15 protein-coding genes are annotated in these 15,603 nt (G+C 50.1%); 12 read left to right on the top strand and 3 right to left on the bottom strand.

Going from position 1 to position 15,603, the window contains the following annotated elements:
* The first annotated feature begins 28 nt into the window (after positions 1-28).
* Positions 29-931: a carbohydrate ABC transporter permease gene (locus E0496_RS00340; RefSeq protein WP_141499652.1), complete on the top strand. Its 903-nt coding sequence runs from the start codon at positions 29-31 to the stop codon at positions 929-931.
* Between the two features lie 72 nt (positions 932-1,003).
* A complete protein-coding gene (locus tag E0496_RS00335) occupies positions 1,004-2,656 on the top strand; it encodes an extracellular solute-binding protein (protein WP_141499651.1) in 1,653 nt (550 codons plus the stop codon).
* A gap of 167 nt (positions 2,657-2,823) precedes the next feature.
* Here the strand turns inward: E0496_RS00335 and E0496_RS00330 are convergent, their stop codons facing one another.
* The gene (locus tag E0496_RS00330) at positions 2,824-3,258 is read right to left on the bottom strand and encodes a GNAT family N-acetyltransferase (protein WP_141499749.1); all 435 of its coding nucleotides are present in this window, start codon (positions 3,256-3,258) and stop codon (positions 2,824-2,826) included.
* 17 nt (positions 3,259-3,275) lie between these two features.
* On the opposite strand from E0496_RS00330, the gene E0496_RS36795 reads away from it, so the two are divergent.
* The 8 genes from E0496_RS36795 (at position 3,276) to E0496_RS00295 (ending at position 9,073) form a co-directional block, all read left to right on the top strand.
* Complete coding sequence (locus E0496_RS36795; RefSeq protein WP_277755818.1) at positions 3,276-3,404, top strand: hypothetical protein; 129 nt, start codon at positions 3,276-3,278, stop codon at positions 3,402-3,404.
* Positions 3,405-3,547: 143 nt separating this feature from the next.
* On the top strand, positions 3,548-3,976 hold the full coding sequence (locus E0496_RS00325) for a disulfide oxidoreductase (RefSeq protein ID WP_141499650.1): 429 nt from the start codon (positions 3,548-3,550) through the stop codon (positions 3,974-3,976).
* Between the two features lie 93 nt (positions 3,977-4,069).
* On the top strand, positions 4,070-4,534 hold the full coding sequence (locus E0496_RS00320; protein ID WP_141499649.1) for an MEKHLA domain-containing protein: 465 nt from the start codon (positions 4,070-4,072) through the stop codon (positions 4,532-4,534).
* A 233-nt stretch (positions 4,535-4,767) separates the two neighbouring features.
* The gene (locus E0496_RS00315; protein ID WP_141499648.1) at positions 4,768-5,646 is read left to right on the top strand and encodes a DUF72 domain-containing protein; all 879 of its coding nucleotides are present in this window, start codon (positions 4,768-4,770) and stop codon (positions 5,644-5,646) included.
* Between the two features lie 84 nt (positions 5,647-5,730).
* Positions 5,731-6,438 (top strand): response regulator transcription factor, encoded by a 708-nt coding sequence (locus E0496_RS00310; RefSeq protein ID WP_141499647.1) that lies wholly within the window; start codon positions 5,731-5,733, stop codon positions 6,436-6,438.
* A 1-nt stretch (position 6,439) separates the two neighbouring features.
* Entirely contained in the window at positions 6,440-7,375 is a 936-nt protein-coding gene (locus tag E0496_RS00305) for a sensor histidine kinase (protein ID WP_141499646.1), read from the top strand.
* 89 nt (positions 7,376-7,464) lie between these two features.
* Positions 7,465-8,388, top strand: a complete 924-nt coding sequence (locus E0496_RS00300) for an ABC transporter ATP-binding protein (protein WP_139993020.1) — start codon at positions 7,465-7,467, stop codon at positions 8,386-8,388.
* Positions 8,381-9,073: an ABC transporter permease gene (locus E0496_RS00295; protein WP_141499645.1), complete on the top strand. Its 693-nt coding sequence runs from the start codon at positions 8,381-8,383 to the stop codon at positions 9,071-9,073. Before E0496_RS00300 ends, E0496_RS00295 begins: the two co-directional genes overlap by 8 nt.
* A gap of 82 nt (positions 9,074-9,155) precedes the next feature.
* Here E0496_RS00295 and E0496_RS00290 read toward each other — a convergent pair whose 3' ends face one another.
* Positions 9,156-10,103 carry a hypothetical protein gene (locus E0496_RS00290; protein ID WP_206669682.1) on the bottom strand — a complete coding sequence of 316 codons (948 nt, stop codon included), beginning with the start codon at positions 10,101-10,103 and terminating at the stop codon, positions 9,156-9,158.
* Positions 10,103-10,258: a hypothetical protein gene (locus tag E0496_RS35465; RefSeq protein WP_161601265.1), complete on the bottom strand. Its 156-nt coding sequence runs from the start codon at positions 10,256-10,258 to the stop codon at positions 10,103-10,105. The genes E0496_RS00290 and E0496_RS35465 overlap by 1 nt, the downstream gene beginning before the upstream one ends.
* A 171-nt stretch (positions 10,259-10,429) precedes the next feature.
* On the opposite strand from E0496_RS35465, the gene E0496_RS00285 reads away from it, so the two are divergent.
* On the top strand, positions 10,430-12,187 hold the full coding sequence (locus E0496_RS00285) for a vWA domain-containing protein (RefSeq protein WP_241674481.1): 1,758 nt from the start codon (positions 10,430-10,432) through the stop codon (positions 12,185-12,187).
* A 24-nt stretch (positions 12,188-12,211) separates the two neighbouring features.
* On the top strand, positions 12,212-15,601 hold the full coding sequence (locus E0496_RS00280) for a tubulin-like doman-containing protein (protein WP_141499642.1): 3,390 nt from the start codon (positions 12,212-12,214) through the stop codon (positions 15,599-15,601).
* The last annotated feature ends 2 nt before the right edge of the window (positions 15,602-15,603 follow it).

Below are 15,603 nucleotides of genomic sequence, written 5' to 3'. Positions count from 1 at the left end.
CCAATATTCTGAAAAGTGGTGATGCCGAGTGAAGCTGAGCAGCGGCGATAAAACATTGCAAACCTTTATATATTTTTTTCTGGTGCTATTAGGGCTGGCGACGCTGTATCCGTTCTGGAATTCGGCCGTCATCTCCTTTAATTTGGGGCTGGATACGGCGAAGGGCGGGATCACCTTTTGGCCAAGGGCTTTTACGCTCGATAATTACAAAATAGTGTTCCAAAACGACCGGATTATCGATGCGTTTGCCATTTCGCTGCTTCGTACCGCAGCAGGTACCGTGATATCGATTTTCTTTACTGCAATCTTTGCTTACGGCTTGTCCGTCAAGGGAGTAATCGGGAAGAAATTTTATATGATTTTTGCCATCATCACCATGTATTTCAGCGGGGGGCTAATTCCGTTCTACCTGCTCAACCGCGAGCTTGGCTTAATGGATACGTTCTGGGTCATGGTTATTCCGACGGCCGTGAGCGTATGGAATATGATCATCTTCCGTACCTTCTTCATGGGCTTGCCGGACGGGCTGGAGGAATCGGCCAAGATTGACGGGGCTAGCACGTTTGGCATTTTCTTTAAAATCGTGTTTCCTTTGTCAGGCCCGGTGCTGGCCACGCTCTCTTTATTTACGGCGGTTTACCATTGGAATGATTGGTTCACGGCGACAATTTTCATTAACGACGCGAAGCTGTACCCGATTCAAACGCTGCTCCAGCAAATTATGAACTCGAACACGATGAGCGAGCAGCTGTCGATTGCATCGCAAGGCAGCGGAGCGGCTACGGATGCGCTCAGCCGAATGCAAAGCGTGACGAGCAAATCGCTCACGATGGCCACTATGATGGTGGCTACCATTCCGATTGTGCTGGTGTATCCGTTCGTGCAGCGCTTTTTCGTGAAAGGCGTATTGATTGGCTCCTTGAAGGAGTAGCATCGGTATTCGACCGGAAGGCTGCGGCTAAAGGTTTGAGTATAAAGATTAAAAAATGGGAGGCGTACGACTATGAAAGGAAGAAAGTTGCTAACCACGCTGATGACCGTCGGTCTTGCTGGTTCCGTTCTGCTTGCGGGCTGCTCGGGAGATAACGGCGGTAAAGCCGGAAATCCAAGCGATCCGGCGAATTCAGGCTCAAATAAAACGAATGAGAGCAATGGTTTTGTGTTGGGGGAAACACCGGTATCCTTCTCGTATTATGTGCATTATGACTGGTGGACTACCGAGCCGTGGGGCGTGAGCCCGAACAGCAAATGGGTGCAGGATAACCTGAAGGTAACGGTCAATCCGATTCAATCCGGCGGTGCAGCAGCCCAAAAGCTGAGCACGATGATTGCATCCAAGGAGCTTCCTGACGCGATTATGATGGACCGCGGACCTGAGGTTGAACGGCTCAGATCTGCCGGAGCGCTCCTTCCACTGGATGAATATATCGACAAGTATCCCAATTTGAAAAAATGGGCGGGCGAAGAGACGCTGAACATGCTGCGCTCCAGTGACGGCAAAATCTATCAATTTCCGAACTGGTATACGGCAGAGCCTACAGGCAACGGCGGCTGGTTCGTGAACAAGAAGATGTATGCGGAGCTAGGCTCGCCGAAGCTTGAAACGACGGATGACCTGTATGCCTACTTGCAGCAGGTAAAATCGAAATATCCTGACGTAGTGCCGCTAGAGGTCGGCGGCAACGGTTCAGGTGTCGAGGTTATGTTCCCTAGCTTCCAAGAAGGAGCAGCGGGTGCATTCCACTCGATGAAGGCTTATCCGAACGGCGATCAATTCGATACCATTTACAATAACGAGGCTTGGAAAGAAACGATGCTGTATGCCAGCAAGCTGTTTAGAGAAGGCTTGATGACACAGGATGCGATGACGCAAAAGGATGACCAAGTGAAGGAGAAGCTGGCGACCGGCCGAGTGGCTGTGTTTGTAGGCGGCAACGCTACGAATATGGGGCGTGAAGGCCATAATGCGCTAAAAGCCCAAGATCCAACTGCGGGCTATGAATTTATTTGGCCAATCGCGAAGTCGGGCTTGGACAAAAACAAGGTGTATCCGAACGGCTACAATGCGCTGGGCTGGAACGTGAACGTCATTACGACCAGTGCCAAAAATCCGGAAGCGATCTTCGCTTATTTGGATTGGATGACAGGAGAAGAAGGCACACGGGTCATGTTCTTTGGGCCGCAGGGCTTGTACTGGGATGATTTCGACGCAGATGGCGCGCCAATCCCGAATGACAAATGGTTCAGCACATCGCAAGAAGAGAAGGACAAGGACAAGCTGGAGGCATATGTTTGGTCTGGCAATGCTACGTTCGTCGATAAGAGCAAGCAGAAGATCGAGCAAACGCTGCCAGAGGACCAGCGCAACTGGGGTGCCTTGGCACAGCTCAACATCGCTTGGAAAACTTCGCAAAACATGACGCAGTACAACAATATCGATCCGGCTCCCGAGACGGACGAAGGGATTATTAACCAGCAAGTGAAAGAAACGGCTGATGAGTATTTCGGCAAAATCCTGTTCGCAAAGAGCGACGCCGAAGTGCTTAGCCTGATCGAGGAAGCGAAGAAAACGACGACGGGCCTTGGCTTCGATAAAGTCAATGAATTCCGTACGGCAAGATGGCAAGAAAACTTGGCGCTGATTAGCGGCAAATAAGAGAGTGGCAGGAATGCTGAAATAGTAGAAGGTCTGCTCCGCTGTGGATGGATTCGCAGCGGAGCAGATTTTTTTTGCGTTCCGTAACGCAGGATATAAAGCTAGCTGCTGCATACGCCAAAAGAACAGGAATAACAGTTCTATTCTTAAGTATTGCTAAGCAACGTTTAGTCGTAGGATCGCGTGGGAATGGGCTTGAAGTAAATCCATTCCGGGTCGCCGTCATCGAGGTTTTCGATGATGCCGCTTCGCTCGAAACCAACGGATTCGCAAACGCGCTGCATCGTTGCATTGGACTCATTGGTCGAGGTGAACAGCTTGGCGGTTGTGCAGTGGCTCTCGATATATTGGATGAGCGCCTTCGCTGCGCCTCTTCTTCTAAACGAGGGATTTACAATCAACAGCGAAATGTAGTCGTAGTCGAAAAAAGAGGCATCAAAGACAGCAAAGCCGATGACTGTTTCCTTTTCTATAGCTACGATGCATTGTTGCTTGGCGACAGCTTCCATAAGCAGCTGTTCTCGGCTTCTTGAGCCGATAACGAGGCTGTCTATTTCACAAATAGAAGTGATATGCTCTGCTGCGGCTCGTTCAATGTTCATCATGCTGGCCAACTTTCATGGAGGAGATACTTGCTGCTGTTATTGTAACAAGAGGGAAGGCACGTGGAAAGGTAAAGTATGATTATAGAGATATACGGCTGTGGACGATTCAGCAGCAGGCGGGCAGCTGGAAGTTATCCTCTTAATGGGGCGAGCAGCACAGCAGTGTCATTTTAGAAGAAAGTTTACCGGATTTTCATAGGGGATAGCCCTTTCGAGTCATGCCAAGCCTGCTTTCTTTGAGCGAAAATGAGAGATAGAGCTCATTTAGGAAGGCGAGGCGAACGATCTGGAAGAACAAGTAGACAAGAAAAAATCGTTTTGGCTGTTTTTGGCTTGGGCGACTGCCGTACTAGCAACTGCGGGAAGCTTGTATTTAAGCGAGGTCATGCACTTTGCCCCGTGCAGCCTTTGCTGGTTTCAGCGTATTTTCATGTATCCGCTGGCGCTGCTGCTCGGCATTGCCTATGCCAAAGGAGATACGGGCATCGTCTCCTACACGCTGCCTCTAGTTGTTATAGGGGGAGGCTTCTCACTCTATCATTCAATACTGCAGAAGCTGCCGCATGACTCGCCTTTGGCGGCCTGCGGCCCAGTCTCTTGCCAGGGCGATTATTTGAATTGGTTTGGTTTTATTACGATTCCAATGCTGGCTCTTGTAGCGTTTTTAATTATTTTGACGGCGCTGCTGCGCTTGCGTAAGCTTAACCGCGCATAGAGGCGGCTGCGGCGGGCATGAAAGCGATCGCTAGACAATGGGCCTCCCCCCGTGATATATAAAAGGAAGCGAAACACAGGGGAGGAATAGAATGTGCAACTACCGCTGACAGGTGCTGGCGCTACGGAGGCACATGCAAGCCTGCTGCTCGGCAGCTATCGCAAATGGACCGGCAAAGAGCTGCTTGTGCTGAGAGCGGAAGCCGATTTGCGGGAGCAGCTCTTCCAGGTGCCGACGGTCATTCTCTCGCATGGAACCGAGCCGGATCCCGTTCTCAATTACGGAAATGCAGCTGGGCTTGAATTATGGGAAATGGAATGGGATACGTTCACTCAGACACCTTCAAGGCTTACGGCCGAACCCATGGAGAGGCAGGAGCGGGATCGTTTCTTTGAGGCGGTGACCGCGAACGGCTACGTCGACAACTACACGGGCATTCGCATTTCAAGCACGGGGCGGCGGTTTTATATTGTAAACGCGACGGTTTGGAATGTGGTGGACGAGCTAGGCATTTATTGCGGCCAAGCTGCTTCTTTTTCGGAGTATCGGTATTTATAGTTGAATGAGGCAAGAGAAGACAAGGAAAGCAGTTCTACGGTAGGCTCATGGGGCTTACGGCAGGACTGCTTTTTTTTCAAATATAAGAATGTATAAGTTTGTTAGCTTATAAAGGGCTTATATTTCACCGTCCAAGCTACTTCAGCGTCTAAAGGACGCCGAAGGCGTTTTGGCTTGGTATGCGAAGGTTAGGTATAATAAGGAAGAAGCAGCGGAAGAAATGGAGGGGGACTATGCCGATACATATCGGACTGGCAGGCTGGGGCGACCATGATCGGCTGTATGTCCCAGGCGCAAAGGCAGGAAGCAAGCTGCGGCAATACGCAAAGCATTTTCCGGTGGTGGAGGTGGACAGCACCTTCTATGCGATCCAATCACAGGAGCGGTTCGTCAAATGGCTGGAGGATACGCCCGCAACGCTTCATTTTATAGTGAAGGCTTATCAGGGAATGACGGGCCATCAGCGAGGGCCTACCATTCCCGCTCGGGAGATTAATGAGATGTATACGGCCTTTCGCCGGATGCTGGAGCCAGTTATAGAGGCTGGCCGTTTGACGGCAGCATTGTTTCAATACCCGCCCTGGTTTGATTGTACGCAAGAGAATGTAAGGGTGCTGAGGGAAACCAAAGCGCGAATGAGCGGCATTCCGTGCGCGCTCGAATTTCGGCACCAAAGCTGGTTCACCGATGAGTACAGGGAGAAGACACTTGCCTTTATGGAGCGGGAGCAGTGGCAGCACAGCGTCTGCGATGAGCCGCAGGCAGGGATCGGATCGGTGCCAACGGTGCTGCGGGCAACGGATGCGCAGGCGACGATTGTTCGGTTCCATGGCCGGAACGTGTCCGGCTGGAATCAGGCCAGCACCCCGAACTGGCGGGAGGTTCGTTATTTATATCGCTACAGCGACGAGGAAATGATGGACTGGGCAAACAAGCTCAGGCTGCTGGAGCAGCAGAGCGAGCATGTCCACGTCATCTTCAACAATAACTCCGGCGGAGACGCGGCAGAGAATGCAAAGCGCCTGATGGAACTGCTCGGGCTTGCTCGCCCCGATGGCGGGGACCCGAACGAGCCTCCTCCTCCGGTGGTCGAGCAGTTGGATTTATTTTGAGAGACGGCAGAGTGTCTAAAAAGATAAATTGCAATTCAGAATAGTTAATTATATCCACTTTTTTACATGAAGGGTATGAGCAGCATGCATCAAAAAATTTTATTGGTTGAAGATGACCTCTCGATCGTCGAAATGGTCCAAAACCATTTGATAAAAGAAGGCTATGACGTCATCACAGCTTTTAATGGGGAAGAAGGCGTGTCCAAATTTAGAAATGGCCATTATGCTCTCATTATCCTGGACATTATGATGCCGAAGCTGGATGGCTTGGAAGTCGTGAAGCTGATTCGGGAAAAAAGCCTCGTGCCGGTGCTTATGATGTCGGCCAAGGACAGCGACGTGGATAAAGCGCTGGGACTTGGCTTTGGAGCGGATGACTATATCGCCAAACCTTTCTCGCTTATTGAATTTTCAGCAAGAGTGAAGGCTGCCATTAGGCGAGCAACCAAATATTCGAGCCAAGCGCCAATGCCGCAAGCAGCTGCTTCCAATATCATTTCTTGGCAATCGCTGCGTATTGACCTGAACAACTTCTCGGTTATGAAAGATGGCGAGGACCTGAGGCTGACCGCCAAGGAGTTTGAGATCCTAAAGCTGTTCGTGACCAATCCCGGACGTGTTTTTACTAAAGCACAAATTTACGGGTTCGTCTGGCATGACAGCTATTATGGAGACGAGAATGTCATCAATGTGCATATCCGCAGACTTCGGGAGAAGATTGAGGATCAGCCTTCGAGCCCTCAGTTTCTCAAGACGCTGTGGGGAATCGGCTATAAATGGGAAGGAACCTGATATGGTTATTTTATTGCTTGTTGTGATTGGCATCTTATTGGCCATTATCGTATTCCAGTACCTGGCGAGCCGAACAAGAAGCGGTAATATTCAGCAACTGCAAGGAAAGCTAAAGCAAGTGATGGAGGATCAAACCGGAGAAAGCCTGCTGCTGTTTACCAATGATCGGGAGCTGCAATCGCTGCTGGTAGAAATCAACCAATTGCTGGACTATGCCCGAAAAAGGGCAGCAGCTTATGAAAAAACGGAAATGGCGACGAAAAAAATGATTTCCAATGTCTCGCACGATCTGCGAACGCCGCTAACCGTTATTCTCGGTTATATCGAAACCATTCATCTCGATCCGCTGATGTCCTCTCAAGAAAGAGAAGAATTGCTGGCAAAGGTATACAAGAAGACGCTCGAGCTGCTGGAGCTGATCCATAAGTTTTTTGATCTGTCCAAGCTGGAGTCGGGTGATGAGCAAATGCCGATCGAGCGTGTTCATATCAATGAGGTATGCCGGCAAAATATTTTGGCGTTTTATGAGATTCTGACGAACAAAGGCTTTGACGTTCGTGTCGCCATTCCGGATGAAGCTATATTTGTGCTCGGAAATGAAGCCGCGCTGAACCGGATGCTGAACAATTTGCTCTCCAATGCGATCCAGCACGGCGGAGACGGGAAAGTCATCGGGCTGACCTTGAGAACAGAAAAGGAATTCGCGCTAATCGAAATTTTGGATCATGGAAAGGGCATTTCGGAGCAGCATCAGGACCGTGTATTCGAACGATTATATACGCTTGAGGACTCGCGAAATCCGACTTCTCCGAGCAGCGGCCTCGGTCTTGCGATTACGAAGCGGCTGGCAAGAGCGATAGGGGGAACGGTTACGCTCTTTAGCAAGCCTCATGAGCAAACCGTGTTTTCTATCCGGTTAAAGCGAATTCAATATTAGTGCTTAAGAAACAAGTAAGAATGGGGTAAGAAAAAAGTGGACTTCAGCCTTTAATATGAAGGTATTGAGAGGGTGGAGGGATAACAGATATGACTTATATTGTACAAACGCATCAATTAACAAAAACGTTTAACGGGCAGGAAGCTGTATCGGGCGTCAGCATGAACATCCAGAAGGGCGACATTTACGGTTTGCTTGGCCCAAACGGCGCAGGCAAGACGACGATTATGAAAATGCTGACGAATCTGGTTAAGCCGACGAGCGGCGAGGTTGTATTATTCGGAGAGAAAATAACGGATGCTTCCTATAGCATGTTGGGGAGAATGGGATCGATTATTGAATATCCGATCTTTTACGGCAAGCTCTCAGCCAAAGAAAATCTGGATTTGCATTGCGAATATATGGGTTATCCGAATAAAAAAGCGATTGACGAGGTGCTGGAGCTCGTTAAGCTGAGCAATATTGACAATAAAGCGGTGAAGCACTTCTCGCTTGGCATGAAGCAGCGGCTTGGCATAGCTAGAGCCATGATTACGAAGCCGGAGCTGTTGATTCTTGACGAGCCGATTAATGGCCTTGATCCGATGGGCATTAAGGAGCTACGAGATTTGTTCCAAATGCTAAGCAAGCAGTATGGCATCACGCTTCTAATATCCAGCCATTTGTTAAGCGAAATTGAGCAGGTGGCGGATGCGATCGGCGTTGTTAATCATGGCAGGCTGATCCAAGAGGTTTCTATGGAGCAGGTGAGGGCGCAAAATACGGAATATATTGAGCTCACAACGAATGACTGTAAACAAGCTGCCTATGTGCTCTCCAATGATCTTGGCATCTCTAACCTGCGGGTGATCGACGAGCGCGTGATTCGGGTGTATGGAGCTTCTATTCCACAAAGCGAAATCACGAAAGCTTTAATCTTAAGAAATATGAATATTGAATCCATCACGAAGAAAAACAGCTCGCTTGAGGATTATTTCCTGACTTTGCTGCATGGAGGCGAATACCGTGCTTAAGCTGATGAAATTGGAGCTGCGCAAATTTAAATTAAGCGGCTATATCCGGGGCGCTCTCATTGCGAATGTGATCATTCTGGGGCTTTTGCTTTTAATTGGCTATACTTCCGAAATTGAAAAAGAGCTTTCCTTTACTGATTTTGAGCGGGTGCTGTCCCTGATTGAAACGTTTGTGCGGGCGACGTTTGTTGTGTTTGCGTCGGTGCTGATCTGGACGATGGTTATAGGGGAATTTAAAAGCAAATCGATGACGGTTATGTTCTTGTACCCGATCAATCGAAAAAAAATCATGATAGCCAAGCTGCTTGTAATTGTTCTTTTTACCTTTAGCGCAATGATCGTCTCGCTTGTTTTCGTAACGCTCGGTTTTGCAATCGCTCATTCCATTTCACCTATAGTTCCCGATGCTTCCTTTTGGCCCGTCATTAAACAGCATGCCGCAGGCATCGTAATGAACACGGTTGCAGCTAGTATCATGAGCCTGATTCCTTTGTACTTCGGCATGCGAAGCTATTCAGGACCTGCGACCATCCTGTCTTCATTCCTTATTGTAGTGATTGTATGCCAATATTTTGGAGACATTACTTTATATTCGTTCATAATTATACCGATCACTTTGGCTCTCATCGGAGCGTATGTCGCGTATTTAGCCATTCGAAACGTAGAGAAAAGGGACATTTTATAAATGAAATTTTGAAAAAAACGACGAGCAGACATGGATTTTCATGCGTGCTCGCCGTTTTTTTGTTTCGTGCTCGTTTGAACAATTATCCACGCGGTTTACCGGTTGCTTGGAAGTCTTCGTCCCATTTGTATTTTTCGTTGTAAACGCTCATGACTTCTTCATATAGCGGCATAGTGAACGCCCCAGGGCTCGCCTGAACCATACGGTAAAGCCTCAGGAACCGGTCTTTCGGAAGCCTGTCCGCATAGCGCATGATCAGGTACGGATACAGCAAGAGGTACCGCTTCATTCGCACAGCCGCGCCGGCCACTCCGATAAGAATGCTCTCTCCATGCTCCATTTTCAGGATATGGGCTTCATGCAGCAGTATGTACCGGAATGCATTTTCTTTGATCAGGTCCCGCCTGATCTTGGCAAGCTCGCCGATGTATTCGACAAGGTCAGGGTTAAAATGGTCCATCAGGAGCGGGTCGAGCATCAGGTCCATGTCCTTGCGCAAAATAAAGGATTGCAGCAGCAAAATTTGTTCCACGCGCAGCTGGTCGGTATGGACGAGCGCGCCGATCTCGCGCAGCATTTCGAAAGCAAGCGGTTTATCGCCGTCATGGAACACTTTGATAGCCGTTTCCCGGTCATTGGCGAGGCCTGCGGCGAGGGAGTAAGCCTCCTTGAGAAATAATTTTTCGAGTTTCCGCCGTAAAAGTGCAGGGGTTAGGCGTCTTTGCATCGTCCATAATAGAGCGAGTAGCACCATGCCTCCTGCACTGATGAGAATAGTATGCAGCGTGGAAGGGCTAAGAACAATGCCTACGCTTGCGATAAGAACGACAATAAGACGTGTCATCCATGCCGATTTGGTTAGGGAGGCAGAAGCTCGCTGCTCCACGTCTTGCAAGGCGGATTTGCCGCATGCCGGGCACTCCGTATCGCCAAGAACCGTGAAGTAATTGCAGCGCCTGCAAATTTTAAGCTTATTATAAGGGTGGCGTGTTTTAATATAAGGGTTAAGTAGTACCGGCAGCTTCTTCATCATTCGCGGTCACGCTGCCCGCTGCTTTTCAGAATGGAGAAGACAAGCTTATCGAGCTGCTCGTGAGACAGGGCACGCTTCCCCTGCGCACGGTAGCCAAGGGCTTTGACCAAGACAAAAAGAAACAATAGTCCAAGACAGACGTATGTAACCATAGGCTGTTCCTCTCTTACAGTAATAGTGATTTCTGGGAATCTATCAGGTATACTCATTCCATAGTATATCACCATAGGGGGAGCAGTGACTAACAGTGACTATTGGACTAGCACGGTAGACGAGCTTGTCCCCAAGTAAAGGAGTAAGAAACCATGAATTCACTCAAACGTATGACACGTCATCTCATATTGGCCGCAGCGGTGCTGCTGCTGCCCCTTGCCAGCCTTACCACCGCTCACGCGGCACAGGGTGCTTCACAAATCGATGCGGTGCTGGTGCTTGACGTCAGCAATTCGATGAGCACAAGCGACCCAAGCAAAATCGGCAATGAAGCGATGAAGATGTTTATCGATATGCTGCCCAAACAGGGCGATCAGGTCGGGATCGTTGCTTATACGGACCAAATCCAGCGAGAGAAGGCTCTGCTTGAAATCCAGTCAGCCAAGGACAAGGAAAATCTAAAAGGATTTATTGATCAGTTGAACCGCGGCGCCTATACGGATATATCGGTTGGGGTTAAGGAAGCCGTGCAAATATTGGCCGATGGTGCCGATCCGGCGCATGAGCCGATGATTATTTTGCTGGCGGATGGCAATAACGATTTCGACAAACGCTCCGGCCGGACGCAGTCAGAATCCGATGCAGACATGGAGAAGGCGTTGAAGGAAGCGAAGGACAGCGGCGTCCCAATTTATACCATCGGGCTCAATGCCGATGGCAAGCTGAATGAAGCGGCGCTAGCGAAGCTGTCGGATGATACCGGCGGCAAGTCGTTCGCAACGGATTCGGCAGATGACCTGCCTAAGATACTCAGTGAAATATTCGCGAGCCATCTGGAGCTAAACGTTGTGCCGGTCGATTCCTTCACGGCGGACGGCAGCTATCAGAACGTGAAAATATCGGTGCCTAACGCGAATGTGCTGGAGGCCAACATCTCCATCATGTCAACGAAGCCGGTAGAGGCCAAATTGCTTGACCCTTCGGGCAAAGAAGTCCCGATCCCGTCCGATGAGGTTTTGCTGTCGAAGTCGAAGAGCTACTCGCTGCTTAAGCTGCTCTCGCCGACGGAAGGCGATTGGACGCTGCAGGTGAAGGGCGTGAACCGTGACAAAATCGATATCAATCTCGTATTCAATTACGATTTGAGCTTGGCGCTTGATCCGCTTGCCTCAACGTCTTATTCGAAGGGCGATGAGGTGAAGTTCAGCTCTTATCTTGTGAGCGGCGGGAAAAAGCTGGAGGATCAGACGCAATACAGCAACATGAGCGCCGTTTTGCTCGTTAAAGATTTGGATACAGGCAAGACCGAGGAAATTCCGATGGACAATGCGGGCGACCATTTTGCAGGGACGTACAAAATTGCCGAGAAGCATGACTACGAGATCAAAGTAAAGGCCGAGGAAGCCAGCTTCTTCCGGGAGACGGACGCGGTTACGATAACGGCGAAGGGCAGTGGTCCGGCGACGACGCCGTCAGAACCGGCCGCTGAGCCTAAGAAGGCGTTTCCGCTAGTTCCTGTTATATTGGGCGTTGTGGGCCTTGCCATCTTGCTTGCGGCAGCCTACTTTGTATTACGGCTTCTGAAGCAGGCGAACCGCGGCTTTGTCGGCCAGCTTGTCATTGAGATCCGCGACGAGAATACGGGAGACAAAACATCGCCGCAATACAAGAAGCTATCCGCCTTCAAGGGCAAGCTCCTGCTCCATCAGCTGCTGCAGCTCGCTCCTGAGCTGAAGGAAACGGAGAAGATTGTGTTCAAGCCGGGAAGCAATGACCGCATCGTGCTGCAAAATGGATCGCCTAGCACGATCGAGAAATCCGGCCGGGCTGTAGATGCCTCCCGTGAACTCGAATTAAAGAGCGGGGACCGTATTACGGTATCGCTGAAGCAAGTAGACAAAACGATATTTATCGAATATCTCGTTTAAATAGAGCCCAGGAGGTTGTAACGCATGAAACCAATCGTAAGAGAACATATTCAGCAGCTTGACGTTTCGCTTGGCGGAGGCATTGTCAGCGAGAAAATCAGGGTAGACACGATAGACAATCCGATTCTCATTATCGGGCTTGGCGGTACCGGCATCGATGCGCTGCTGCGCTTGAAATACCAAATTAACCGCCGTTTTAAGCTGCCGGCTGACCCGGTCTCCAAGAGAAAACGCGAAAAGCCCGACAATGTGGAGTTTCTTGCCTTTGAAACGAATGAGCAGGACCGCAACAAAAAATATAAGGGCATCGGCCTTGATCCGATCAATGAATTCGTGCTGCTGTCGAACGCCGAGGTAGGCGGCCTGCTGCAAAACCGCAGCATTTTGGAGCCGTATATTACCGACTGGCTATCCCCGGAGCTCAGCATTACCGATGGCATGAACGGAGCGGCGGGGGTGCGCCAGGCTGGTCGCCTGCTGCTGTTCACGAAGATTAATCAGGTCGTGCAGAGCATCGACAAAAAAATTAAAACGTTATCCGTCGGCACGAACAAGAAGCTGATGGTGTTCCTGCTTACAGGGTTGTCCGGCGGTACGGGCAGCGGCTGTTTCCTTGATATTTCGTATATCGTCCGCGGCATTATCGAACGCGACCACGGCTCGGCGGGCATTGACCGCGTGAATACGCTTGGTTATTTGTTCACGCCAGATATTAACCTCGCGAACAAAAGCCTGAGCGACCATACGCGCGAGTATATTAAGAAGAACGGGTACGCTGCGCTTAAGGAACTGGATTACTGGATGAACGTGGACGGCAGGGGCGAGCGCTTCAAGCAGCAGTACGGCAATATTTTGTCCGTGAACTCGCCGCTGCCTCCCTTTAACCTTTGTCATTTAATCTCAGCTACGAATGCGGAGGGCAAGCTGCTTGAGAATGCCTATGATTACTGTATGAACGTAACGGCCGAAAATATAACGAACTTTATATCCAGCGAAGAGAAGCAATCCGGCGAGGAATTCGCCATTCATGACTATATCAGCAACATTCGGACAAACATTGCGCAGATGAACAAGATGTATCCGGCAAATTACGACTACAACATTATCGGCGCCTCCTCGGCGGTGCTCCCGATTGAGGAAATGACCACCTATTTGGCTTACCGCCTTTTTAACAAAATGGACAAGATGTTCGAGAAGGCGCCGAGCCAGGACGATGTGGAGAAGTTCGCCCGCAAGCTGGGCATCGATCTGGAAACGATGATGAAGACGTTTGATTCGCGCGTGCCGGAGCCGTTGCCGGGTTTCGAGAACAGCGAGCGGCTCAGCTACAGCAACGTGATCAAGATGCAGGCGGTGAACATGGACACCGAGCTGGAGCAAAACTTTTTGGCGCGTGCCCGGGAGGAATATATCAAGGCGAAGAAGCAGCTCCCAGGCGAGATCGTGGGCCAGTTTACCGATCAGATTCGCAGGACGTTCCTTCATCCGGAGCAAGGGCCATTTTATGTTTCACGCCTCTTATACACCGAGAAAGGCTTTTGCTTGCTGAAAATGCTGCTCTCCTATATTGAGACGCTTCGCGAGGGCTTGACGCGGCTTCCGCGGGAAATCGAAGCGGCGCGGGAGCAGGCGGAAGAGCGCATGGGCGATGCCAAAAGCGCGTTCGTATCCAAGGATAAGAAGAAAAACAATTATATAGAAGCAAAAATTAATGAATATTGGCTGCATGCCGATGTAGAGCGCATGGAGCAGCTTATTGAGTTTTATGAGGATCTGCATCAACTGCTCAATAACGAGAATAACCGGATTTATAACGTGTTTACGGAAATTTTAAATGTGCTGAATGCGATTTTCGCCAAAAACGGCGAGCTTCTGACGAACGGGGAAGAGCAGGCCGACCACAAAGGAAACAAAACGTACTATTGGAATATCGTCGGCGTGCCGGACATTTCCGATGTAATCAGCCGCCTGATGGATAAGAAGGACGGGGATGATCTGATCCGCGACTTTACGCAGGAGCTGCTCGATCATTCCAACCTGTGGGTGAAGGAGCAGGAGGTCGATATCGTCAGCTCGATCTCGGAGTTTTTGACCGATAAATTCGGTGATCTGATCACCAAATCGATGGAAGAATTCCTCGTGATGAAATACGGCAACGACGAGTCGATCGAGAAGTTCGTCGAGCGCCATATTGCCAGCAAGCTGGATGAAGAAGCCATACCGGTGTTCCATCTCAGCAACAGCTCCGGCAATTTGCATGTGCCGTCATGGGGCTTCGTCTCGGTGCCGGTGCAGGCACCTAGCATCTTGCGAGGCATCAAAAACTATCAAAACAATTCCATTGGCAAATCGCACTTCACGATTAAGGAGAGCGAGGTCAAAAACCGTATTTTCTGGTTGAATACGAGAAACGGCGTGCCTTTATTCGTCTATACGCCGCTGAAGGTATATGAGGAAAGCTACGAGCGGACAATTATGGACAAAGAAGGTATCGGGCGCCATCTGGTACAGACTGACCGGGTCAACTGGACGTTCCTGCCTTCCCCGATTCCGGAAAAGTCATGGGGCGATACGTACGTCAATCCGCGCGTAAAAAGCTACAACGCCAGAGTACGCGCCGAATTTGTCCAAGCGGAAAGCTTCCGAATTATCGTAGAGAAGGGCATCGATAACAATACGAGCAGCCGTTATTCGGTACGCTTTACTAAGGCGTTTCAGCTGTCGGAGGCGTTAAAGCCGTTCAATATGCAGCTTGATGCGGCAAAGCCAAATTTGGGCGAGGTTAAGCGGGCGGTAACGGAGCTTAAGCGGCTGTTGTCCGAGGGGCTTGAGCTGGATACGACGAAGGATATTTTCGGAAGCTTCACGGAGGAGCTGGCACAGGAGAATCTTATTCGCTCTCCGGAGCAGCTAAGGCTTGTTCGCGAGGAATTGGCGAAGTATGAGGCTATTGCGGCGAAGGCGAGTGAGCTGGAGCAATTGCTGCTTCTGCACCAGGGCGAGGAGAAATGGCTTGATCAATTTATCGAGGCTCTTTATACAGAGACGATTTGCAAGAAGGGTGCTCTTTATGTGTATGACCGTGACCCTGAAGAGGAGGCGTGGGCACCCTTCGCCAATCTGATGAAAAGCAGCAGCTACGTCGAATTCGAAGTATTCGAAAGCTTCCGCCAGCTTGATGAGAAGAACCGCAGCCTGCTGATGCGCAAAGCCGCGCGCCGGGTAACGGAGGTAACGGCCTCGGAGGATACCTCTCTGCTGCTGGCCAAGCTGGAGGAGTTGTTCGGCAGCTTCCTGGATGCGCGCGAGCGTCTGGAGTACGAGAAGGTAGAGCTTGCCAATGGCGAGGAGATGTACCGCTTCTATAAGGAAATGACAACCAAGCTTAATGACATTCGCAGAAAGCTGAAATAGCG

It is taken from the genome of Paenibacillus luteus (assembly GCF_006542765.1).
GTDB lineage: Bacteria > Bacillota > Bacilli > Paenibacillales > Paenibacillaceae > Pristimantibacillus > Pristimantibacillus luteus.
The sequence above is the reverse complement of the archived record's forward strand: the minus strand, read 5'-3'. Positions and strand labels throughout refer to the sequence as shown.

What these genes read in the sequence shown, in the direction of transcription:
- E0496_RS00335 (WP_141499651.1), top strand. Translation starts at nt 1,004, where the DNA reads ATGAAAGGAAGAAAGTTGCTAACCACGCTGATGACCGTCGGTCTTGCT.
- E0496_RS00330 (WP_141499749.1), bottom strand. Translation starts at nt 3,258, where the DNA reads ATGAACATTGAACGAGCCGCAGCAGAGCATATCACTTCTATTTGTGAA.
- E0496_RS36795 (WP_277755818.1), top strand. Translation starts at nt 3,276, where the DNA reads ATGGAGGAGATACTTGCTGCTGTTATTGTAACAAGAGGGAAGGCACGT.
- E0496_RS00315 (WP_141499648.1), top strand. Translation starts at nt 4,768, where the DNA reads ATGCCGATACATATCGGACTGGCAGGCTGGGGCGACCATGATCGGCTG.
- E0496_RS00310 (WP_141499647.1), top strand. Translation starts at nt 5,731, where the DNA reads ATGCATCAAAAAATTTTATTGGTTGAAGATGACCTCTCGATCGTCGAA.
- E0496_RS00305 (WP_141499646.1), top strand. Translation starts at nt 6,440, where the DNA reads ATGGTTATTTTATTGCTTGTTGTGATTGGCATCTTATTGGCCATTATC.
- E0496_RS00300 (WP_139993020.1), top strand. Translation starts at nt 7,465, where the DNA reads ATGACTTATATTGTACAAACGCATCAATTAACAAAAACGTTTAACGGG.
- E0496_RS00290 (WP_206669682.1), bottom strand. Translation starts at nt 10,103, where the DNA reads ATGAAGAAGCTGCCGGTACTACTTAACCCTTATATTAAAACACGCCAC.
- E0496_RS35465 (WP_161601265.1), bottom strand. Translation starts at nt 10,258, where the DNA reads ATGGTTACATACGTCTGTCTTGGACTATTGTTTCTTTTTGTCTTGGTC.
- E0496_RS00285 (WP_241674481.1), top strand. Translation starts at nt 10,430, where the DNA reads ATGACACGTCATCTCATATTGGCCGCAGCGGTGCTGCTGCTGCCCCTT.
- E0496_RS00280 (WP_141499642.1), top strand. Translation starts at nt 12,212, where the DNA reads ATGAAACCAATCGTAAGAGAACATATTCAGCAGCTTGACGTTTCGCTT.